Source organism: Streptomyces malaysiensis subsp. samsunensis (genome assembly GCF_024519315.1).
Classification (GTDB): Bacteria; Actinomycetota; Actinomycetes; order Streptomycetales; family Streptomycetaceae; genus Streptomyces; species Streptomyces malaysiensis.
Window position 1 is genome coordinate 1 of the sequence record NZ_JANIIC010000100.1, and the last position, 21498, is coordinate 21498.

Here is a 21498-nt window from a genome sequence, read left to right on the forward strand (position 1 = left end):
AACCGCCTGACCGAGACGGGACCCGCCCCGACAACCGCCCGACGGAGACGGGACCCGCCCCGACAACCGCCCGACGGAGACAGAGCACGATCCGACAACCGCCTCACGGAGACGGGACCCGCCCCGACAACCGCCTCACGGAGACGGGACCCGCCCCGACAACCGCCTCACGGAGACGGGACGCGATCCGGCGGTCGACCTCCTGCTCAGCCCACCGGGACGGGCGCGTCCAGGGCCATGCGCCATTGGCCGACCACGGCCGCGTCGACCGGGCCCGACCACCCCGAGGGGCGGGCCGCGCCGCCGATGTGGAAGGCGTCGATCCTGGCGGCGCGCAGGGCGGGCAGGTGGTCGATGCGGAGCCCGCCGCCGACCATGACGCGCGGTTCGTAGCCCGGCGTACCGGCCCGCGCCGCTTCCTCGGCCAAGGTCGGCAGACCGTCGTCGACGCCGCGCGCCGCCCCGGCGGTGAGATATGTGTCGAGGCCGGGGACGTCGGCGAGCCGCTTGCGCAGCCCGTCACGGTCCGCGGCGCGGTCGATGGCCCGGTGGAAGGTCCAGCGGCTCTCGTCCACGCCGCCGCCCGCGCCCACGACCTCGGCCAGCGCGGTCACGGCGGCCAGGTCGACCCCACCGTCGTCGGTCAGGAAGCCCAGGACGAACTCGTCCGCCCCCTCCGAGTGCAGCACGGCGGCGGCCTCGCACAGCGCGTCGAACGCGGCGCTGTCCCCGGCCGCGAAGCCGTCGGACGCGCGGAGCATCACCCGCACCGGCAGGTCGACGGCCGAACGGACGGCGGCGAAGGTCTCACGGGACGGGGTGAGGCCATCGGCGGCGATGTCGGTGACCAGTTCGAGGCGGTCCGCCCCTCCGGCCTGTGCGGCGATCGCGTCCGCCGGGTTCAGGGCGATTACCTCGAGAATTGGTCTAGACATGCCCCACAGCTTGCCACACCGCACAAGAGGTCAAACCCGTACCCCACAATTGGCCCATGCCCGCACCCGCACCCGCCCGCCATCCGGCCCATGACGCGCTGCTCACCCGCTGGGCGGACCTCCTCACCACCGCCCGCGAAGCGACGACGGGAGCGAAGACTCCGTCTCCCGTTCCGTACGGCGAGGACCTCCTGACCCGCTGGGCCGAACCCCAGCGCCGCTACCACACCACCGACCACCTGCTCGCGGTCCTGGACCGGGTGGACGAGCTGCTGCCCCATGTCCAGGCCCCCGACCCCGCCGCCGTCCGCCTCGCCGCCTGGTTCCACGACGCCGTCTACCTCCCCGACCGCTCGACCAACGAGGAACGCAGCGCCCGCCTCGCCGAACGCGCCCTCACCGAGGCCGCCGTCCCGGCCCCCCGCACGGCCGAAACCGTCCGCCTCGTCCTCCTCACCCGCGACCACGACCCCGCCGAGGGCGACACCAACGGCGAAGTCCTCTGCGACGCCGACCTCGCCGTCCTGGCGGGCTCCCCCGAGGACTACGGCGCCTACGCGGCGGCGGTACGGGAGGAGTATGCCTTCGTCCCCGACGACACCTTCCGCGAGGGCCGCGCCAACGTCCTCCGCCACCTGCTGGGGCTGTCCCGCCTCTTCCGCACCCCGGCGGCCCACGACCGCTGGGAGGCCCCCGCCCGCCACAACATGACCACGGAGCTGGAACTGCTGGGTGCGTAATATGTGCCGTTCGTGGCTCTAGAGTTGACGGACCATCCGCGCACGCCAGGGGGCAGCATGGACGACAACGCGGTACACCTCGCTGACCAGGCACTCCCCTTCTGGGTCGAGGTGACCGAGGACGGCGACGACGACTCGATGGGCATCCCGGCGGCGGCAACCCCGAGCTACGGATGGTCCCGCTCGGCCCGCTGCGCAAGAATCTCGCCGCGACCGTCGACGCCCTCCAGCAGGTCTTCGCCGACGTCGCCGCCCGCGGCGGCACTCTCCCACTCGCGGAGGCCCAGCTGTCCTTCCAGGTCACCGCGAGCGGCGGCGTCCAGCTCATAGGCACCGGCCAGGTCCAGGGCACCCGAGGGCTCACCCTCACCTTCAAGCGCTCCTGAGGCCGCGCGGCGCACCATGACCACACGGCACAAGGCGCTGCTCATCGGCGCGAGCGACTACGACGAGTCGGGTATCCGCTCGCTCCCCTTCGTCCGCGACGACCTCGCACGGCTGTCCGCGGCCCTCACCGAGCGGGGCTTCCACTCGGCGGAGGTCGCGGAGTCCAAGCGCGGGATCACGCTCAACTTCGTCAAGGAGCAGGTCAGCCGGTTCCTGCGGGAGGCCAAGCGGGACGACACACTGTGGATCCTGCTCAGCGGGCACGGCCAGCACTACGAGGGCACCGACCATCTGATCCCCGAAGACGCCAGCTTCCACGTCCACCCCTTCGCCTCCAGCTGCGTCCCCATCGACTGGAGCAAGGAACTCAACGAGACGGCCGCCCTGCGGGCGGTCTTCCTCGTCGACGCCTGCCGGGAAGGCATCGAGCAGGACTCGATGGGCCCGGCGGGGATCGAGGGGTGGGCCAAGCGGAAGCAGGCCGACGCCCTGCGACGTGAGGTCGCGTATGTGTACGCCTGCTCACCGGGCCAGTTCGCGCTGTTCGTACAGGAAGGCGAGGCCGTCGGGGACGGCGTGGACGCCGGGACGTCACCGGGCGAGTCCTTCAGCCTCTTCTCCCGCGCCGTGTGCGACGTGGTGACCGATCTCCCGCACGCCATGCATCTGGCCGAATTCGAGGCCGCCGTACAGCAGCGCATCGCCGAACTGCACACCGCCTACCGCAAGTCCCGACCACTTCAGCTGATCCGCGTACGAACCGACGCCGAGAAGTCGGACTTCGCAGTGCTGCCCGGACCCGCCCGCGACGCAAGCGAGCACCCCTGGGTACGCGCGGTCGCCGGCCACCCGGCGTGGGAGCGGACCGACCCGGAGCTGTGCGCGGCGCGCGACGCGCTCAAGGAACTGTGCGTCGCGCAGGCGGGCCGGCTGGTCGAGGCGTACGAACGACGCGCCGCGGCACTGCGGGACGATCCATGGCATGACAGCGAGCTCGCCAAGCGCACCCACGACCGAATGGGCTTCCTACTCGGCAAAATGGGACGAGGTTCATGGCTGTCCCCGACCGAAGCGGCACTTCTGACACTGCTGCCTCTAGTCGCCCAGGCAAGCCGGGTACAGGAAGTCGCACGGCGTCTGGCCTCCGCTTCCCCCGATGGGGCCCCGGCGCCGGATGCCACCGGCGGCGGCTTGGCCCATCTCTATCCACGGCTGTACCGAAGACTCCGCGCCATCGAGCGTTCGGAGACCGGCGAGGGACCGGCCATCACGTGGTGGCTGTTCCACCGCTGGCTGACCCGGCAGCCGGATGCATACACACCGGAGACGTTCCAGGAGTTGCTCGGCCCGCTGCCAGGCGCGTCCATCTCTCCCGGCTGGCTGGTCGAGGCGCTGGCCCACGAGCGCTTCGCCCGCCTGGTGAAGGATCAACGGACGGCCCCCTTCGCCGCCTTCAGTCCCTCCCAGCTCATCGACAGCGACCCGATCGGGCCCAGCACGGGAGACGAGCACCACGTGCGCGAACCTCTGGTCGCTTGCCTGGTCAAGGCCGCGCATGCCCTCGCCGTGGACCCCCTCGCCCTCCCGGAGGTGGTTCCCGAACATCTCGGGATCTCCGACAGCGTCGATCTGGGTGAACTGCACGCCACGCTGCGGGCATCGAACTGGTTTCCCTCCGGCACCGGCCGCACGCTCAACGCCTCATGTCAGCATCCGGCAGTGGAGATCGCTCTGCATGACCATGCCGTGAGCGTGGACTCCCTCCTGCGCGACATCAATCACCACGCGTCCGCTGCGGGGCACGTACTCGGCCCGCTCGCGTCCCTGCCCCCGTATGCCAAAGCCGACCGCGTGCGTGTCAGCGGAATGACCCCCGCGAACCTCTCCGCGGGAATCCGTTTCCATTTGGCGGAGGACCGGGTCCAGGAACTGCTCATGGGCGAGGCCCTGTACGGAGACCGCGGTCTGGCTGTCCGGGAGCTCGTACAGAACGCCATCGACGCCTGTCGCTACCGCGAGGCCCGCACGACATATCTGCGGCGCACCGGCCATGACCTTCCCGATTGGGAAGGGCTGATCGAGTTCGTACAGGGCGTCGATGAATCGGGGCGCCCCTATCTGGAGTGCCGGGACAACGGCATCGGCATGAGCATCAACGATCTCAGCCGGGCCTTCGCCCAGGTCGGCACCCGTTTTGTGCATCTCCCGGAGTACATCGAGGAGCGACTGGCCTGGGCGAAGCTTGATCCACCGATTGAGTTGTACCCCAACAGCCGCTTCGGTATCGGCGTCCTGAGCTACTTCATGCTCGCCGACGAGGTCACCATCCACACCTGTAGATTCGACCGCCAAGGACGCCCGGAGCACCAACTCAAGGTCACGATCGCGGGCCCCGGCAATCTGTTCCGCATAGAGGACCTGGGGCCCGGGCAGGCCGCCGGGACGACGATACGGCTGCACCTCACGGAGCGTACACAGCAGCCGTCCTGTGTCGAGGAGCTCCGGAAGGTGCTGCTTGTCGCGCCGTACCGCACCAGGGCGGTGCACGATGCGCGAGCGCGGGAGTGGCCCGCGGGAGAGCTCTACGAGGAAGGGCTCCGCGACCTTACGAGGTACCGCCGTGACCGGGCCCCCGGCCGCTGCGTGCCCACCGCGGCCGTTGACCTGTGGTGGCGTGAAGGCGAAGGCGCTGTCCTCTCCGACGGCATCTGGGTTGAAGCGTTCAGCGATGTGCCCCATGGACTGATCGTGAACCTGCGCGGAGCTCATCAGCCCGAGCTCACAGCGGACCGCAAGAGGGTGCGGTCAGTGGACGGCGCCTGGCTGCGCACACTGATACACAAAGCCATTCCGGATCTCGTCAGGAGCAGCCCTCCCCTACTGACCCCGCAGTGGCTCACGAGGTTCAGCAGGAAGGAGCCCCTCCTCGCGAACGAAATAATCGAGCGTGCATGCCGGACTGGCGCCCCATGGCTGATGAACGGACATCCCGTGCCCGTCAGTAGGACCGGTCTCTTCCCCCCTGACGAAATCCTGATGCCCCTGGTGACGGGAGAGTATCCGGATGACGCGAGGATCGCGCCGGAGCCGTACGCGATCGTACGCACCCTTCCGGAACGGATTCTTCGGTGGCGCCTACTGGCCCTGTATGACACCGGTCTCGGCGACCCGGTGTCGGCGGTCGCACGAAGCGGAGCGGCAACCACCCATGCGTTGCCCTCGGACATGACTCTGCTCAGTGAAACGGGAGGGCCGGATCTCTTCGATTGGCAACTGTCCGAAAGGGACACACGAAGAGCAGAGCACAGGCCGTCGGCCACATTCGCCGACATCGCCCCTCTCTTGATACGCATCTTTCGCTGGCGAACCGCGAGGTCCGAAGTCGATTCGGATGAGGTGTTCAGTCGGCTGCTCGACAACACCCAAAGCGCCGGTGACATCGCGGGACGGTTCAAGGCACTCGGATACCAACCACCCTGGCTGGGACAAGCTGCGGCAGCCGGACGAGACGACCGGAACCTGCTGCGCCCCATAGGCAGGGGCAACGGCTGGCTACCCCCTGGAGCGAAACTTCCGCTTGCGCAGATCGCGTACAGCGCTGCGGGCACCGGGCGTCCGGTGGCCGAGGTCGCCGCGCGGCTCTCCAATCTGGGCTGGGGCGTGCCCGCCAAGAGCGCGTCACTTCCAACCGTGACCGATGATGACGCCCGATGGCTCATCTCCCACCTGTGGGATTGGCATGTCGTCAAGGTCCCCTTCGAAGCGGCCCACCAGCTCTCGACGGCGCAGGTGGCCATGGCCTCGTTTCGGGCCAGGCTGCCCATCGGCAGAGCACAGGAGATTCTGCGGGAACAGGGCTTCGAACTCCTGTCGACGCTTGACACATCCCACGAGTTCGATGAGGTCGACGCCGCGTTGTTGGGCCACCGGGTCCCCGGACTGCACATCGGCGCGCCGGTGTCCCAGCGGTACCTGGCGACCGCGGCCCAGTGCACCGGACGCGATACGTGTGAGATCGCCGGAAGACTGGACGCTTTCGGATTCGCTTTGCCGCGGGATCTTCCAGAGCCAAGTCGGCTGAGCCCGGAGGACATGGAGTTCGTCATGACCAACGAACGGCGGCTCCCTCTGTCGGCGGCCGGTCTCGTACGGTTGGCAAGAGCGGCCGGGACATCCCCTCGAAGCATGGCCGAGCGGTGTGTCAGGGTCGGTTGGAACATCGGCGTCGATCCGGCGGTTCTGGAAGAACTCAGCGATGAGGATGGCGAGCTGACCTATCTCGCCGACATCAGAAGAAGAGTGCCTCAGGAGCACCTGTATGTCGCCGCACGGTGCACGGGCAGCTCGATCGACCACATCGCCGATACGCTGAAGCGCTGGAGTCTGGGTACTCCTTCGGTCTCCGAGGAGTTCCGGAGGGACCTCGAAGCGGAAGAGGTATTGACCGACACTCTCGCCGGAGGCCGTACGGGGGCGCCGACACCCGCGTCCAAGTGGCAGGGCCGCGCAGTGTCTTTGGCTGCCATCGCCTGCGCTGCCGCGCGAGCCCGCAAGACCTTCAGGGAAGCCGCGCTCACCGCCACCCGCATCGGCCTCGGGCACGAGGCGGAGGGCTGGTTCGGGTAAGGCCCGCAGGATCAGGCTGCGGGGAACGCTCCGCGTATGAGGCCCGAGACAAACGACGCCCAGCCCGCTGCCGAGACGATCAGCACCGGTCCGTGGGGGTTCTTGGAGTCGCGGACCGGGATGGTGTCGTGGGTCTGAGCGAAGGTGCGGGAGAACTCGACGCACTGGCCGCCGTTGGCGTCGCTGTAGGAGGACCTGATCCACTCGGCAGCGGTGAGATCCAAGTCGGTGCTCATGCGCGGTACTCCTTCGCCAGCGTCTTGATCAGGGCCAGTGATCGATCCGGGGACAGCGCATGCGCCCTGAGCAGATCATAGTCATCCAGAGCCGAGGCGACCGTCCGAGGAGAGTCGTGCATCCTCCCTCCTACCCGGGTCTCGGTGTACAGCACCGTGGGCGAGTCCGGGAAGCGCAGCAACGTGAAGGGTTTCGTTGAAGCGCCTGGAGCGCCTGCTGAGAACGGCAGGCCTTGAAGCGTGATGTGGGGCGACGCGGCAGCCATCAGCAGGTACTCCAGTTGCTCGCTCATAACGTCGGTACCGCCTACCACCGTTCGCAGGCATGCTTCGTTCAGGATGACCCACAGGAGCGGCGGAGTTTCCAGCTCGAACACCTCGCGTCGACTCAGACGTGCTGCGACCTTGCCCTCGATCACCTCGGCCTCTTCCTGCGAGAAGTACGTGCGGAAGATGGCCCCTGCGTAGTCCTTCGTCTGAAGGATGCCGATCACGAGGTTCGCCGAGTAGTCCAGTACGCGCGACGCCTTCCGCTCCAGGTTGAGGTACGGGGTGAACCACGAGGGATGGTCACCCTCATCGATCCGCCGAAGCATGCCCGCGAACAACTCTCCCGTGCCGAAGGCGATATCGCAGCCCTTCGCGAACTTGTCGCTGGGTCTGGGCAGAAGCTTCCCAGCCTCCACCCTGCTGACGTACGCCTCCGAGTAGCCAGCCGCCTGGCCCAGGCGCTTCTGCGTGAGCTTGCGGGCGAGACGGACCTGCTTGACGTCACGGCCGAAGCGCTGGAGCGGGTTCACGTAAGCGGGTGGGGTGGTCTCGTCCAATGCCGTGACCTCTCGCTTTGTGATCAGTGCCAGCATCTCGGCAGGTCACGGACTTGCACGCTGCCGTTCAAGGCGTCTCATTCTATTGGCATTCGCGTTATCCGCGTGACCAATTGACTACACGCGGTGCCCATTTCGGCGTCGCCAGAAACAGCCGAATGGAGCTGATGACGTGAACGGTCTGCGCCTCCTGCCATGGTCCAGCCCGGAGGGTAAGCCCTGCTACCTGGCGACGGACGACAGCAACAGCCGGTTGAGCCGGAAAGCCGACGAGATCGAGGCGCTCCAACTCGCCATGGGCGCCCAACTGCTTGCCCATGCCGGCGCTCTGCTCGACGAGGACACGGCGAGCTGCGGTGAACTCCGCTTTCTGGCCCGGCGGCTGGCCGAGGCGTTGACGGACGTGTTGCGCGTCGCAGAGAGCAGGGGTGGACGGCTCCTTGTCCATGGTGAGCGCGGCGCCGACGAACGGAACCAAGCCGATCAGTGACGGTAGTCATGGGGTCGGTTGGTGTACCTGTGGCCGGTGGGAGCGGTCCAGGTGGTGGTGCCGGTTCGGGAATCGCGCTTCACCGCCCAGCCGGGGTGGTGGGTTTTCATGCGGTGGTGACGTCTGCACAGCGCCCCGAGGTTCTCCGGGACCGTCTGGCCGCCCGCCGCCGGGTCGTGGTGGTTGAACGGCTCGACATGGTCCAGGTCGCAGCGGCGAGCGGGCATGCGGCAAGCAGGGAAGGTGCAGTAGGCGTCACGCGCGATGACATGACGCTCCGTTTCGGCGGTGGGTTTGTAAGTGGTGGGGTCGGTCTTGATCAGCATCCCCGTCTTCGGTTCGATGATCAGGCGGTGCCAGACCGTGCCCTTGGCGAAGGCGATCCTCCGGGCCTGCCCTGCGGTGATCGGGCCGTAGCCCTTGAGCTGGGCCGGGTCGTCGCTGTCGCCGATCAGGACGTCCAAGGGGACGGTGACCTGGACGACCGCCGCCGAGCGGCCGCCTGCGGTCGTCCCACGCGTGATCGGGCCACTGGTGATCGGCCCGCCTGGGCCCGACCTGTCCGGGTCCAGCCTGTCCGGGGCCGACCCGCTCGGGGTTGGCCCGCCCGAAGCCGGCCCGCCCGAAGCCGGCCCGCCTGAAGGCCGCACCCCTGAAGTCGCCGCACCCGGGTCGGTGCGGTTGAGCACCAGGTCGACCAGGGCGTCCACCCGCTTCTGCTCCAAGGTGCGGCCCTCGTCCGGCAGGGTGCCGGCGTGGGCGTCCACGGCGGCGTTCATGGCGGCGGCCTGTTCGGCCGGGAGGGTGGCGCCCCAGAGCGCCATGCCGTCGTCCTTCGGGTAGTGGACCATCTGTCGCTCGCGCTTACGGGCCTGGTGGCGCTGCTCGGCGCCGTGCGGATCGGCTCGTAGGATTTCGCGGGACAGAGCGCGGCGGGTCTGGCCGGTGGCCAAACCTGGCATCTTCTCCACCAAGACGGCCTCGACCTGCCCGGCCACCTCCGGGTCCAGGACCGCGCATGCCTCGGTGACGGCTACTGCCTGCATGTAGCAGATCTCTCCCCGCTCCAGCAGCCCCAGCGTGGTGGGGTAGTGCCGGTCGAGCTCGCGGGCGACCTCCAGGCGCCTTGCGGCCGTCGTGCCGGACAGCTTCAGCGCACAGGCGACTTCCTCGCAGGTGAAGTTCCAGGCGGCCTCCGCGTCGCGCTCCCGTACGGCCGCCGGTGGCTCCGCCTCGGCTTCCGCTTCCAACGCGGCCAGGATCTGGGCTTGGTGCGCCTGGATCCATCCCGTGTGACGCTCCAGAGCTTTCAGTGCGTCGATCCGACCGGCGCGGGACAGCTTCTCCGCGTCCAGGACCGGCAGTACGGCCGCGGTCTCCGGCCCCGGTGCTGCTGTTGCCAGATAGGCGGCCCATTCGTCCGGTGTGCCCGCGCCGTTCAGTTCGCTGGTCGTCTCCTCCGTCATGTCGACCACCCCCCAGTGATCACCTCAACCCGCCTCCCCCAGCGGGTTCATATATCCATCCTTCCTCACTCAGCGTGACGAAACCAGATCACCACCGTCAGTCCACACCATCGAGTGAACGTTCGAAAGACGCACATCCCGATGTTCCGCGCAGGAATGCCGACGTCGTTCCACGATGTTGAGCCTGGCATGCCCTCCTCCTCCCCGGCGGATTCCGCTCGCTCCCGCATGCCCCTGGCGGTCTACGTCCTCGGGCTGTCCGTGTTCGCGCTCGGTACCTCCGAGTTCATGCTGTCCGGGCTGCTGCAACCCGTCGCGCGGGACATGGGGGTGTCGATTCCCACGGCCGGGCTGCTCATATCGGCCTTCGCGATCGGGATGGTGGTCGGGGCGCCGGTGCTGGCGGCGGCCACGTTGCGGTTGCCGCGGCGGACGACGCTGATGGCGCTGCTGGCGGTGTTCGGGCTCGGGCAGGTCGCGGGGGCGGTGGCGCCGTCGTACGGGGTGCTGTTCGCGTCCCGGGTGGTGAGCGCGCTGGCGTGCGCCGGGTTCTGGGCCGTGGGCGCCGCGGTGGCCGTATCGCTGGTGCCGGTGAACGCGCGGGCGAAGGCGATGGCGGTGATGGTCGGCGGGCTGAGCATCGCGAACATCGCCGGGGTCCCGGCCGGGGCGCTCCTCGGGCAGCACGCCGGCTGGCGGGCCGCCTTCTGGGCGGTGGCCGGGCTGTCGGTGCTCGGGCTGATCGGGGTCGCCACCCTCGTACCGCGTACGAAGGTGCCCACCGGGGACGACCAGCCACGGCTGCGGGTCGAGCTGCGCATCTACCGCGACCGGCAGGTGTGGCTGGCGCTGGCCGCCACCGCGCTGAGCGGCGGCGCCGTCTTCTGCCTGTTCTCCTACCTCGGGCCGCTGCTGACGGATGTGGCGGGGCTGGACGAGGGCTGGGTGCCGACCGTGCTCGCGCTGTTCGGGGTCGGCGCGCTGCTGGGTACGGTGATCGGCGGTCGGATCGCGGACGCGCATCTGTTCGGCACGATGTTCTGGGGCATCGTCGCCTCGACGGTCGTGCTGAGCGCGCTGGCGCTCACTGCGCACAGCGCGGTCGCGGCCGTGACCTTGGCGTTGATGCTCGGCTTCACCGCCTTCCTCACCGCGCCCGCGCTCAACGCCCGGATGTTCAACCTGGCGAACTCCGCGCCCACACTCGCGGGCGCGACGAACACCTCGGCCTTCAACATCGGCAACACCGTGGGCCCGTGGCTCGGCGGCCTTGTCATCGACGCGGGCTGGGGCTACCCGGCCGTCGCCTGGACGGGCGCCGCGCTCGCCGGTACGGGCGCGGTGACGACGGTCGCCGCGATGCGACTGCACCACGCGGCGGGCGCCTCACGCGTCATCGCGTCCTCGGCACCTGCCGCCTCGTACGCCCCGGACTCCCGGCCGTCGCAGCGTTCGGAGACGCGGTAGCGGGGGCGGGGGGGAAGCGGGGGGCGTGTGCGTCTGGGTTCGGGCGCGCGGGTGGGCGTACCGGGCTTGGGTGTAACGGGGTCGGGTGCATGGGGCTTGGGTGCGCGGGGGTCGCGTGCCGGGTTCGGCCGCGCCGGGCTCGGGGCGGGGTTCGGCCGCGCGGAGTTCGCGTACGACGGGGTTCAGCCGCGCTGGGCTCGGGTGAATCGGCTCGGATACTGGGCTCGGGCGCGCAGGGGTGATGGGCAGGGCTCGGCGCCGGGTGCCTGTGCAGGGCTCGGCTGCGCGGTATTCGCGTGGGCGGGGTTGGCTGCGCCGGGCACGGGTGCTGGGTTCGCGTGCGCGGGGTTCGGATGCACGGAGTACGGGGTTCAGCCGCGCCGGAATCGGGGGCTGGGCTCGGGCGTGCCGATTCCGATGTGCCGGGCTCGGATGCGCGGGACCCGGTGGCTTCTCTGGTGCGGCGCGGCCGAGCCGCGGGGGGCGGCGTTGGGCTTCGGCGCCTTCTTCGGTGGAGCCGCCTCGACGCGACGGTGGGCGCCTCCCGCCCCGTCCCGGGCGGACCCGGTGTCACCGTTCCGGTTCCCCTGGGGATGACACCCCCGCGGATGACACCCGTGCGGATGACACCGGTGCCGATGGCATTGGCCGGGATCCGGCACCGGCAGTCTCGGAGCCGCTGGCGCCGGGCGCGTCCGGTGCCGGGGCGGGGGCAGCCGAGGCGGGGTCCGGTCGGTCGTCGGGCGGGGTCGTGCGTGCCGACCGCAGCACGCGGGCCAGCAGGTGTGCGCGTCCGGCGACGACGGGGCCGAGGACGGCGAGGACCAGGACGTAACCGGCGATGAACGGCGCCAGCCTCGCATCGAGTCCGGCACTGGTGGCCATGGCGGCCAGGACCAGGGCGAACTCCCCGCGCGCCAGCAGCGTGGTGGCGATGTCCGCGGCGGGCTCAGGGCCATAGCGGTAGAGGCGCGCCACGAGCAGTCCGGCGATCACGTTCATGACGATGGTCAGCGCCGCGGCGGCGGCCACCGGGGCGGCGACGGACGCGATGTCGCCGGGGTCGATGGCCAGCCCGAAGGCGAAGAAGAAGATGGCCGCGAAGGCGTCGCGCAGCGGGTGCACCAGTTCGCGTATCCGCGGACCGGAACGGGTCCCCGCCAGGATCAGTCCGGCCATGAAGGCGCCGATGGCGTCGGCGACCCCGAGGACTTCTGAGACCCCGGCCACCAGGACCGCGGTGCCGAGGAAGGTGATGACCAGCAGTTCGTTGTCGCGAACCGAGATCAGGCGCCCGATCAGCCGGGTGCCGTAGCGGGCCGCGACCGCCAGCGCCAGCAGGAACCCGAATGCCTTGCCCGCCTGGAGAACCGTCTCCTGGATGCCCTGGGCACCGCTGATGACGGGCTGGAGCGCGGCGAGGTAGAGCGCGAGGAAGATGTCCTCCACCACGATCACGCCCAGGATCAGACGCGTCTCCGGGCGGGCGATACGGCCCAGGTCGATCAGGATCTTGGTGACGATCGCGGAGGACGAGATGCCCAGGACGCCCGCGAGCACCAGCGCCTCCCGGGCACCCCAGCCGAGGGCGAACCCGAACCCGAGGCCCGCGCCGACATTCAGCAGCAGGTAGATCCCGCCCGCGGCCAGCAGCCGCCGGCCACCGCTCCGGAGATCGTCGAGGTGGAACTCCAGGCCCAGGTAGAACAGCAGCAGCACCAGCCCGAGGGCCGAGAGCATCTCGAAGTCGCGCGCATCCTCGACCAGGACCAGGCCGGGGGTGTGGGGGCCCAGCAGGATCCCGGCGAGCATGAACAGCGGGATGGTCGGCAGCCCGATCCGGCTGCCGAGGCGGGCAAGGACAGCGGCGGCCAGAAAGGCGCCGCCCAGAGCGAGCAGAGTGTCGGCATGTCCCACGGGTCACCACCTTCATGAGCTTCGTCGCATTCTTCAGATTCATTCAGATTCGTCGGCGGGAGCGGGCCGGGATGCCGCGGCGGTCGCGGCGTACGAGGCGGATGCGTCCTCCTTTTCCTTCGTCCAGGGCCCGTTGCCCCTCGTCCGAGGGCAAGTCACCCCTCGTCAAAGGGCAATTCGCCGTTCGGCGCGGGCTCGGTCACCCACCGACGCGGGCCTGGTCACCCATCCGCGCGGGCTCGGTCGCACTCCAGCGCGGGCTCGGGCACGCTACGCCCCGGACTCATCCGTGCCTCGGCCTGAGTTCATCCGTGCCTCGGCTCGGGGTCATCCGTGCCTCGGCGCGGGCCCATTCGTGCCGTGCCGGGAATGTGGCAGCCGCCACCAGGGCCGATCGGATCGGCGTCCGGGCGGGGATACGAACTGGTGTGCCGCAATACCCGCCACGACCAGGCCCGCCGCGAGGAGCAGACCCTGCGGCAGCAGCATCCCGGCCACCTGCATCGCCAGTGAGACGGCGAGCAGCACCCACGCCGGTCCACGCCGGTACTCCCGGGGACGGCGGGGCCGTCCCTCTCCCAGGCCACGGGCGAAGCGCGGGTCACTCCGCGCCATCCGCTCCTCGAGCTCGTGCAGCTGGATGTCTCCGGGCGCTGCCATCGCTGCTCCTCCCACGGACGGGCCTGCACGGCGTCACTACCACGGTCACACGTCGGCCACGCGCCCCACCATCGGGGCCGACCCCCATCTCCGCCGGTGGACGACCCTCATGACGACACCCGTCCCGGCCCTCATCCCGACACCCGGCTCGGCCCCGTCCCTTCCTCCGGCCGGGACAACGGCCACGGGTGATAGAGAAGAGGCGACTGGCGCGCCGCCAACAGCCACCGGTCCACCTCACCGCACCACCCGGCCGACCCACCCCACCCCACCCCGCCAAAAGGACCAAAAGGAGCAGACGGCACACGATGTCCTTGTTCTGGCGGATCTTCCTGCTCAACGCCGTGGTGCTGATCATTGCCACCGCGCTGCTGCTCGGGCCCGTCACGGTCTCCACCCCGGTGCTGCTCACCGAGGCCGCCGTGCTCACCGGAGGGCTGGGCGTGATGCTGATCGCCAATGGGCTGCTGTTGCGTATCGGCCTCGTCCCGCTCCAGCGGCTCACCCGCGCCATGACCACCATCGATCTGCTGCGCCCCGCACAGCGCCCCGCCGTGGGCGGGCGCGGCGAGGTCGCCGAGCTGATCACGACGTTCAACGCCATGCTCGACCGGCTGGAGGCCGAGCGCGCCACCAGCGCCGCCCGCGCCCTGTCCGCCCAGGAGTCCGAGCGTCATCGGATCGCCCAGGAACTCCATGACGAGGTCGGCCAGAGCCTTACGGCCGTCCTGCTCGAACTCAACCGGGCCGCGTCCCACGCGCCGCCCGATCTGCACGAGGATCTGCACCAGGTCCAGGAGACCACCCGGACCGGCCTGGACGAGATCCGCCGCATCGCGCGGCGGCTGCGCCCCGGCGTTCTCGAGGAGCTGGGGCTGACCAGCGCCCTCAAGGCCCTCACCAACGAGTTCACCGGTGCCACCCTGGTCGTACACCACCGCATCGCCGCCGATCTGCCGCCGCTGGAGGCGGAGACCGAACTCGTCCTCTACCGCGTCGCCCAGGAGAGCCTGACCAATGTCGCGCGCCATGCCGCCGCCCGCCGCGCGGAGCTCGCCCTCAACCGCGGCCCCGTGGGCGTCGAACTGCGCGTCCGCGACGACGGCCGGGGCCTGGGCGACGCCGCCGAGGGCGCGGGCATCCGCGGCATGCGCGAACGGGCCCTGCTCATCGGCGCCGAACTCGACCTCGGGTCCGCTCCGGGAGGCGGCACCGACGTACGCCTGACCGTCCCCGTCCCCCACCGGAGCCAGTGACCATGCCCGAGGCGACCGAAACCCGCATCCTCCTCGCCGACGACCACGCCTTGGTCCGCCGCGGAGTCCGCCTCATCCTCGAAGGCGAACCCGACCTCACCGTCGTCGCCGAGGCCGGAGACGGCGCCGAGGCCATCGAGGCCGCCCGCGCCCACCGGCCGGACCTGGCGATCCTCGACATCGCCATGCCCCGTATGACCGGTCTCCAGGCCGCCCGGGAGCTGGCCCGCAGCCAGCCGGAGACGCGCATCCTCATCCTGACCATGTACGACAACGAGCAGTACTTCTTCGAGGCGCTGGCAGCCGGCGCCTCCGGATACGTCCTGAAGTCCGTCGCCGACCGCGATCTCGTCGAAGCCTGCCGCGCCACCATGCGCGGCGAGCCGTTCCTCTACCCCGGCGCCGTCAACGCGCTCATCCGCAACTACCTGGGCCGCCTCCAGGAGGGCGAGAGCATCCCCGGGCGGCCCATCACCAGCCGCGAGGAGGAGATCCTCAAGCTCGTCGCCGAGGGACACAGCTCACAGCAGATCGCCGACCTGCTCGTCATCAGCGTCAAGACCGTCGAGCGCCACCGCGCCAACCTGCTACAGAAACTCGGCCTGAAGGACCGGCTGGAGCTGACCCGTTACGCCATCCGCGTCGGCCTGATCGAACCGTAGGAGCTCGACCTGATCGAACCGTAGGAGCCCGACCCGATCGAACCGTAGGAGCTAGGAGCCGGAGCGCCCCAGGCGGCCCGCGGCCCGCTTGGGGCGGCGGAGGCCCGCGGCCTTGAGGCGGCGGAGGAGTTCCTTGCTGCCGACCTCCTCCGCGCCCGCCCGTACCGCCTTCGCGTACAGCTCGCTCGGCAGGTCGTAGTGGTCACGGTCGAAGCCCCGGCGCGGGGCGCCGATGCGGGCGGCGAAGGCGTGGAGTTCGGCGAAGGAGACATCGCTGACGAGGTGGGACCACAGGCGGCCGTGGCCCGGCCATGAGGGCGGGTCGATCAGTACGGCCATCAGAGGGTGGTGCCCAGCGATCCCACGCGTGCCACCGCGACCGCCGTCTTGCCGCAGACCCAGTGCGGGTCGGGGCCCAACTCGGGCTCCACATCGAGGGCGTGGAGGTCGCCGCCCTGGGTGCAGACCGGGCACAGCGGCCATCGGCCGTACCGTTCCAGCAGGGCGTCCTGGACGTCCTGGGCGACCAGACCGGCGACATACGCGACGCCTTCCGGCCACTGCTCGACCCACCACCGCCGATGCGCGATCGCGTCTTCGACCAGCGAGACGATGTCGGCCCGGGCGACCTCCCCCGCGGCGAGGTCGGCCAGAACAAGGGCGCGGGCCGCGTGCAGTGCCTGTTCGAGCTTCATGGGTCCCATTGTCACCTTTGCTTCCTTCCGCCGCCTGTTCGTTTCGTCCCCGGGCTCACTCCCGCCCGGTTCATTTCGTCTCGGTGCCTGTTCACCGGCGGGGTGGTCCCTGTTCATCGGTGGTCCCTGTTCACCGGCGGGTCGCGCGGGGGCCGGGAGGGTTGACGGAGCCCGTGGCCGGAAATAGTTTTCGCGGATGAGTAGCCATCTGAAGGAAACTTTCATGCCTCCACCGCAGCCCGACGCCACCCCGCCGATTCCGCCCACCCCGCCCGCCCCGGCCGCCCTCGCCGCGAAGGTCCGCACCTTAGGCCCCTCCATGACCCGCTCCATGCAGCGCGTCGCCGAGGCCGTGGCGGGTGATCCGGCCGGTTGCGCGGCCCTCACCGTCACCGGGCTCGCCGAGCGGACCGGCACCAGCGAGGCCACCGTCGTGCGCACCTCCCGGCTGCTCGGCTACCCCGGATACCGCGATCTGCGCCTCGCGCTCGCCGCGCTCGCCGCGCAGCAGGCCGCCGGCCGGGCCCCGGCCGTCACCGCGGACATCGCGGTCGACGATCCGATCGCCGACGTGGTCACCAAGCTGGCGCGCGAGGAGCAGCAGTGCCTGGCGGACACCGCCGCCGGTCTGGACACCGGCCAGGTCGAGGCGGCCGTCTCGGCGCTGGCCGCGGCCCGCCGGATCGATGTGTACGGGGTCGGGGCGTCCAGCCTGGTCGGCCAGGACCTGGTCCAGAAGCTGCTGCGCATCGGGCTGATAGCCCATGCCCACGCCGATCCGCACCTCGCGGTCACCAACGCGGTCCAGCTGCACTCCGGCGACGTGGCCATCGCGATCACCCACTCCGGGCGTACGACGGACGTCATCGAGCCGCTGCGAGTGGCCTTCGAGCGCGGGGCGACCACCGTCGCGATCACCGGACGGCCGAACGGCGAGGTCGCGCAGTACGCGGACCTGGTGCTCACCACCTCCACCGCCCGCGAGAGCGAGCTGCGCCCGGCGGCCATGTCCAGCCGCACCAGCCAGCTGTTGGTGGTGGACTGCCTGTTCATCGGGGTCGCCCAGCGGACGTACGAATCGGCGGCGCCCGCCCTCTCCGCGTCGTACGAGGCCCTCGCGCACCGCCACGATCCGCGCCCCGGGCACCGCTGAGCCCGGCCGGTCCCAACCCCGATTCCGTCCCGATCCCACCCCGGCCCCACCCCGGCCGGTCCCAACCCGATCCCACCCGGCGGTCCCACGCCGATCCCGCCCCAGTCCCGCCCCGGCGGTCCCATCCGGATCCCATCCCGGTCCCGCCCCGGTCACTGTTTTTCGGTCACTGTTCGCCCGGTGGCTGCTCTTTCAGCCACCGTCACCCCCACCCTCACGCTGACGTACCGGAAAGAGCCGCACCATGACTTCCACCGACTCCGCAGCCGACCCCTCGGCCGACCCCACCCACTCCACGGCCGACCAGGACTCCGCACGGCTCCGCGCCCAGCTCGACACCCTGACCACCGAGGCGTTCCGCCCCGAACTCGCCGAGATCGACCGGCTCGAAACCTTCGAGATCGCCCGGATCATGAACGCGGAGGACGCCGCCGTCCCCGCCGCCGTCGCGGGCGAGCTCCCCCGTATCGCGGCCGCCATCGACGCCATCGCCGCGCGGATGTCCCGGGGCGGCCGGCTGCTCTACGCGGGCGCGGGCACCGCGGGACGGCTCGGGGTGCTCGACGCGAGCGAATGCCCGCCCACCTTCAACACCCGGCCCGAGCAGGTCGTCGGGGTGATCGCGGGCGGTCCGGACGCCGTGGTGACCTCGGTCGAGGGCGCGGAGGACAGCGAGGAACTGGCCGCCCGGGACCTCGAACGGCTCCGGATCGGCCCCGATGACACGGTGGTCGGCGTCTCGGCCTCCGGCCGCACCCCGTACGCCGTGGGCGCGGTCCGATACGCCCGGCGGTGCGGCGCGCTCACCGTCGGGCTGTCCTGCAACGCCGACTCGGCGCTCGCCGCCGCGGCCGACCACGGCATCGAGATCGTCGTGGGGCCGGAGCTGCTCACCGGCTCGACCCGGCTGAAGGCGGGCACGGCCCAGAAGCTGGTGCTCAACATGATCTCGACCATCACCATGATCCGGCTGGGCAAGACCTTCGGAAATCTGATGGTCGATGTGCGCGCCTCCAACGACAAGTTGCGCGCCCGTTCCCGAAGAATCGTCTTCCTGGCGACCGGCGCCTCCGAGCAGCGGATCGAGAGCGCGCTGGCGGCCACGGACGGCGAGGTGAAGAACGCGATCCTCACCATCCTGGGCGGGGTGGACGCCCCGACCGCCGAGAAGCTGCTCGCCGAGGCGCACGGCCATCTGCGCACCGCCCTCGATGCCGCCACGGGGCCCACGGGACCCACGGGCTCCACGGGGTAAGCCCCGGAGGGCCAGGGGCCCGGCACCCCGGTAACGCCGTCGGGGCGGCACCCCTGGGAGAGGGTGCCGCCCCGACGTATCGGACGGTACGACCGACCGGCGAACGAACGCGCCGAGTCGATCAGAAGTCCATGTCACCGCCCGGCATGCCGCCCGGAGCGCCCGCCGGGGCGGCCTTCTCCGGCTTGTCGGCGATGACGGCCTCGGTGGTGAGGAACAGCGCGGCGATCGACGCGGCGTTCTGGAGCGCGGAGCGCGTGACCTTGGCCGGGTCGATGATGCCCTCGGCGATGAGGTCGACGTACTCACCGGTCGCGGCGTTGAGGCCGTGACCCGGGGTCAGGTTGCGCACCTTCTCGACCACGACGCCGCCCTCGAGACCGGCGTTGACCGCGATCTGCTTCAGCGGGGCCTCCAGGGCCAGGCGCACGGCCTGGGCACCGGTGGCCTCGTCACCGTCGAGCTCCAGCTTCTCGAAGACCGAGACGGTCTGGAGCAGGGCCACGCCACCACCGGCGACGATGCCCTCCTCGACGGCGGCCTTGGCGTTGCGCACCGCGTCCTCGATGCGGTGCTTGCGCTCCTTGAGCTCGACCTCGGTCGCGGCACCGGCCTTGATGACGGCCACGCCGCCGGCCAGCTTCGCCAGGCGCTCCTGGAGCTTCTCGCGGTCGTAGTCCGAGTCCGAGGACTCGATCTCGGCGCGGATCTGGTTGACGCGGCCCTGCACCTGCTCGGTGTCGCCGGCGCCGTCCACGATGGTGGTCTCGTCCTTGGTGACGGTGACCTTACGGGCGCGGCCGAGCAGGTCGAGACCGGCGTTCTCCAGCTTGAGGCCGACCTCCTCGGAGATGACGGTGCCACCGGTGAGGATGGCGATGTCGCCGAGCATGGCCTTACGGCGGTCACCGAAGCCCGGGGCCTTGACGGCGACGGACTTGAAGGTGCCACGGATCTTGTTGACGACCAGGGTCGCCAGGGCCTCGCCCTCGACGTCCTCGGCGATGATCAGCAGCGGCTTGCCCGACTGCATGACCTTCTCGAGCAGCGGGAGGAGGTCCTTCACGCTGCTGATCTTGGAGTTGACGATCAGGATGTACGGGTCGTCGAGCGACGCCTCCATACGCTCCATGTCCGTCGCGAAGTACGGGGAGATGTAGCCCTTGTCGAAGCGCATGCCCTCGGTGAGCTCGAGCTCGAGCCCGAAGGTCTGCGACTCCTCGACGGTGATGACGCCTTCCTTGCCGACCTTGTCCATCGCCTCGGCGATGAGCTCGCCGATCTGGGTGTCGGCGGCGGAGATGGAGGCGGTGGAGGCGATCTGCTCCTTGGTCTCCACGTCCTTGGCCTGCTCGAGCAGTTGGGCGGAGACGGCCTCGACGGCCTTCTCGATGCCGCGCTTGAGGGCCATCGGGTTGGCGCCCGCGGCGACGTTGCGGAGGCCCTCCTTGACCAGCGCCTGGGCGAGGACGGTCGCGGTCGTCGTGCCGTCACCGGCGACGTCGTCCGTCTTCTTCGCGACCTCCTTGACCAGCTCGGCACCGATCTTCTCGTACGCGTCCTCGAGCTCGATCTCCTTGGCGATGGATACACCATCGTTGGTGATCGTGGGGGCGCCCCACTTCTTCTCGAGGACGACGTTACGGCCCTTGGGGCCGAGGGTGACCTTGACGGCGTCGGCGAGCTGGTTCATCCCGCGCTCGAGGCCGCGCCGTGCCTCCTCGTCGAACGCGATGATCTTGGCCATGTGAAGTGGTCCTCCCAAGACTTAGGGGGTACCTCCCAGGCCGTTAGGCCGTGGGGGCGGATTGCTCCGGACCGCGCTGGCGCCCGCGACGGACGGCCTGCCTGCCCCGCGGTTCCTTGCTCCGCACGGCCTGGCGGGCCTCACCGACCCGGTCCTTCTGTCACTCTCAACGTCAGAGTGCTAACGCCAATGATTAGCACTCGGGCCTAGTGAGTGCAAGCGCCCGAAGGGCGTCCGTGAGGGGTGGTGGTCGGGTGACGGGAGGGCGCAAGCGCCCGAAGGCGTCCATGAGGGGTGGTGGTCGGGTGACGGGAGGGTGCAAGCGCCCGTAGTGGCGCCGGGAGGGCGCGGGCGGCGCGGGTGTCCGAAGCGAGCGGGCCGGGTGACGGGCATGCCGAAGGGCCCGTACCCTGTTACGGGAGACGGACCCTTCGGTTTGTTCGATTCAGCTGCGTCGCGTCGGCGCGTCAGCCTACGGCCACGCGGACCATGTCGGCCTGCGGGCCCTTCTGGCCCTGCGAGATCTCGAACTCGACCCGCTGGCCTTCCTCGAGGGTGCGGTACCCGTCCATCTGGATCGCGCTGTAGTGGACGAACACGTCCGCACCACCGTCGACCGCGATGAAGCCGTACCCCTTCTCCGCGTTGAACCACTTGACGGTGCCCTGAGCCATTCCTAACTCCCCTATTGCTGGCCCTTGCGCAGGACCGCACTCCGCGGACCCGGGTCAGACCTCACCCCCCGGATGTGGGGGGTGTGCGCCGGAACGCGTCGACCGCCGCTGAATGTATCCGTCCCAACGCCCTCTGCAACAGGTCAATCGGACGAGAATTCTGGGCACGGTCGAACGGTTAAAAGTGAGAAATTATGTGAAGTTCGGGCAAGCCGGGCTGGACATAAAGAGCCAACCCGACAATTCGCGCGCACACTTTACGCACAACTTGACGAGTTCTCATATGCGGCTCCGGACCCGGCGCC

The 21498-nt window shown here is 70.0% G+C and carries 19 protein-coding genes; 9 read left to right on the forward strand and 10 right to left on the reverse strand.

Features of this window, described 5'->3' with window-relative positions; translation table 11 throughout:
* Positions 1-206 precede the first annotated feature (206 nt).
* Entirely contained in the window at positions 207-935 is a 729-nt protein-coding gene (locus NQU54_RS45025; protein WP_257636086.1) for a copper homeostasis protein CutC, read from the reverse strand.
* A 56-nt stretch (positions 936-991) separates the two neighbouring features.
* Between NQU54_RS45025 and NQU54_RS45030 the strand changes: the two genes are divergently transcribed.
* The 3 genes from NQU54_RS45030 (at position 992) to NQU54_RS45040 (ending at position 6688) form a co-directional block, all read left to right on the forward strand.
* Positions 992-1675 carry an HD domain-containing protein gene (locus tag NQU54_RS45030; protein ID WP_257636087.1) on the forward strand — a complete coding sequence of 228 codons (684 nt, stop codon included), beginning with the start codon at positions 992-994 and terminating at the stop codon, positions 1673-1675.
* 173 nt (positions 1676-1848) lie between these two features.
* Positions 1849-2061, forward strand: coding sequence for a Pepco domain-containing protein (locus tag NQU54_RS45035; RefSeq protein ID WP_257636088.1), 213 nt, complete (start codon positions 1849-1851; stop codon positions 2059-2061).
* A 16-nt stretch (positions 2062-2077) separates the two neighbouring features.
* A complete protein-coding gene (locus NQU54_RS45040; protein ID WP_257636089.1) occupies positions 2078-6688 on the forward strand; it encodes an HD domain-containing protein in 4611 nt (1536 codons plus the stop codon).
* A gap of 11 nt (positions 6689-6699) precedes the next feature.
* Here the strand turns inward: NQU54_RS45040 and NQU54_RS45045 are convergent, their stop codons facing one another.
* Both NQU54_RS45045 and NQU54_RS45050 read right to left on the reverse strand, forming a co-directional pair.
* The gene (locus tag NQU54_RS45045; protein WP_257636090.1) at positions 6700-6924 is read right to left on the reverse strand and encodes a DUF397 domain-containing protein; all 225 of its coding nucleotides are present in this window, start codon (positions 6922-6924) and stop codon (positions 6700-6702) included.
* Positions 6921-7787: a helix-turn-helix domain-containing protein gene (locus NQU54_RS45050; RefSeq protein WP_257636091.1), complete on the reverse strand. Its 867-nt coding sequence runs from the start codon at positions 7785-7787 to the stop codon at positions 6921-6923. The genes NQU54_RS45045 and NQU54_RS45050 overlap by 4 nt, the downstream gene beginning before the upstream one ends.
* A 136-nt stretch (positions 7788-7923) precedes the next feature.
* Between NQU54_RS45050 and NQU54_RS45055 the strand changes: the two genes are divergently transcribed.
* Positions 7924-8241, forward strand: coding sequence for a hypothetical protein (locus NQU54_RS45055; RefSeq protein WP_257636092.1), 318 nt, complete (start codon positions 7924-7926; stop codon positions 8239-8241).
* On the opposite strand, the gene NQU54_RS45060 is transcribed toward NQU54_RS45055, so the two are convergent.
* On the reverse strand, positions 8235-9707 hold the full coding sequence (locus NQU54_RS45060; protein ID WP_257636093.1) for an HNH endonuclease signature motif containing protein: 1473 nt from the start codon (positions 9705-9707) through the stop codon (positions 8235-8237). The two genes, NQU54_RS45055 and NQU54_RS45060, sit on opposite strands and share 7 nt — an antisense overlap.
* Before the next feature lie 228 nt (positions 9708-9935).
* Here NQU54_RS45060 and NQU54_RS45065 point away from each other — a divergent pair, with 228 nt between their 5' ends.
* Positions 9936-11174: a Cmx/CmrA family chloramphenicol efflux MFS transporter gene (locus tag NQU54_RS45065; protein WP_257636094.1), complete on the forward strand. Its 1239-nt coding sequence runs from the start codon at positions 9936-9938 to the stop codon at positions 11172-11174.
* A 570-nt stretch (positions 11175-11744) separates the two neighbouring features.
* Here the strand turns inward: NQU54_RS45065 and NQU54_RS45070 are convergent.
* Together NQU54_RS45070 and NQU54_RS45075 are read right to left on the reverse strand one after the other, a co-directional pair.
* A complete protein-coding gene (locus NQU54_RS45070; protein WP_257636095.1) occupies positions 11745-13091 on the reverse strand; it encodes a cation:proton antiporter in 1347 nt (448 codons plus the stop codon).
* Positions 13092-13418: 327 nt separating this feature from the next.
* A complete protein-coding gene (locus NQU54_RS45075; RefSeq protein ID WP_174884806.1) occupies positions 13419-13751 on the reverse strand; it encodes a DUF3040 domain-containing protein in 333 nt (110 codons plus the stop codon).
* A gap of 308 nt (positions 13752-14059) precedes the next feature.
* Between NQU54_RS45075 and NQU54_RS45080 the strand changes: the two genes are divergently transcribed.
* Complete coding sequence (locus tag NQU54_RS45080; RefSeq protein ID WP_257636096.1) at positions 14060-15007, forward strand: HAMP domain-containing sensor histidine kinase; 948 nt, start codon at positions 14060-14062, stop codon at positions 15005-15007.
* A gap of 2 nt (positions 15008-15009) precedes the next feature.
* A complete protein-coding gene (locus NQU54_RS45085; RefSeq protein ID WP_079258050.1) occupies positions 15010-15669 on the forward strand; it encodes a response regulator in 660 nt (219 codons plus the stop codon).
* Positions 15670-15720: 51 nt separating this feature from the next.
* On the opposite strand, the gene NQU54_RS45090 is transcribed toward NQU54_RS45085, so the two are convergent.
* Entirely contained in the window at positions 15721-16008 is a 288-nt protein-coding gene (locus NQU54_RS45090) for a DUF4031 domain-containing protein (RefSeq protein WP_079258051.1), read from the reverse strand.
* Positions 16008-16364, reverse strand: a complete 357-nt coding sequence (locus tag NQU54_RS45095; protein ID WP_087684228.1) for a DUF8819 family protein — start codon at positions 16362-16364, stop codon at positions 16008-16010. The genes NQU54_RS45090 and NQU54_RS45095 overlap by 1 nt, the downstream gene beginning before the upstream one ends.
* Positions 16365-16560: 196 nt before the next feature.
* Here NQU54_RS45095 and NQU54_RS45100 point away from each other — a divergent pair, with 196 nt between their 5' ends.
* Complete coding sequence (locus NQU54_RS45100; RefSeq protein ID WP_372506407.1) at positions 16561-17517, forward strand: MurR/RpiR family transcriptional regulator; 957 nt, start codon at positions 16561-16563, stop codon at positions 17515-17517.
* Between the two features lie 244 nt (positions 17518-17761).
* Positions 17762-18772, forward strand: a complete 1011-nt coding sequence (gene murQ, locus NQU54_RS45105; RefSeq protein ID WP_257636098.1) for an N-acetylmuramic acid 6-phosphate etherase — start codon at positions 17762-17764, stop codon at positions 18770-18772.
* A gap of 121 nt (positions 18773-18893) precedes the next feature.
* On the opposite strand, the gene groL is transcribed toward murQ, so the two are convergent.
* Both groL and NQU54_RS45115 read right to left on the reverse strand, forming a co-directional pair.
* Positions 18894-20519, reverse strand: a complete 1626-nt coding sequence (gene groL / locus NQU54_RS45110; RefSeq protein ID WP_069870626.1) for a chaperonin GroEL — start codon at positions 20517-20519, stop codon at positions 18894-18896.
* Between the two features lie 467 nt (positions 20520-20986).
* A complete protein-coding gene (locus NQU54_RS45115; RefSeq protein ID WP_009716982.1) occupies positions 20987-21193 on the reverse strand; it encodes a cold-shock protein in 207 nt (68 codons plus the stop codon).
* Between the last annotated feature and the right edge of the window lie 305 nt (positions 21194-21498).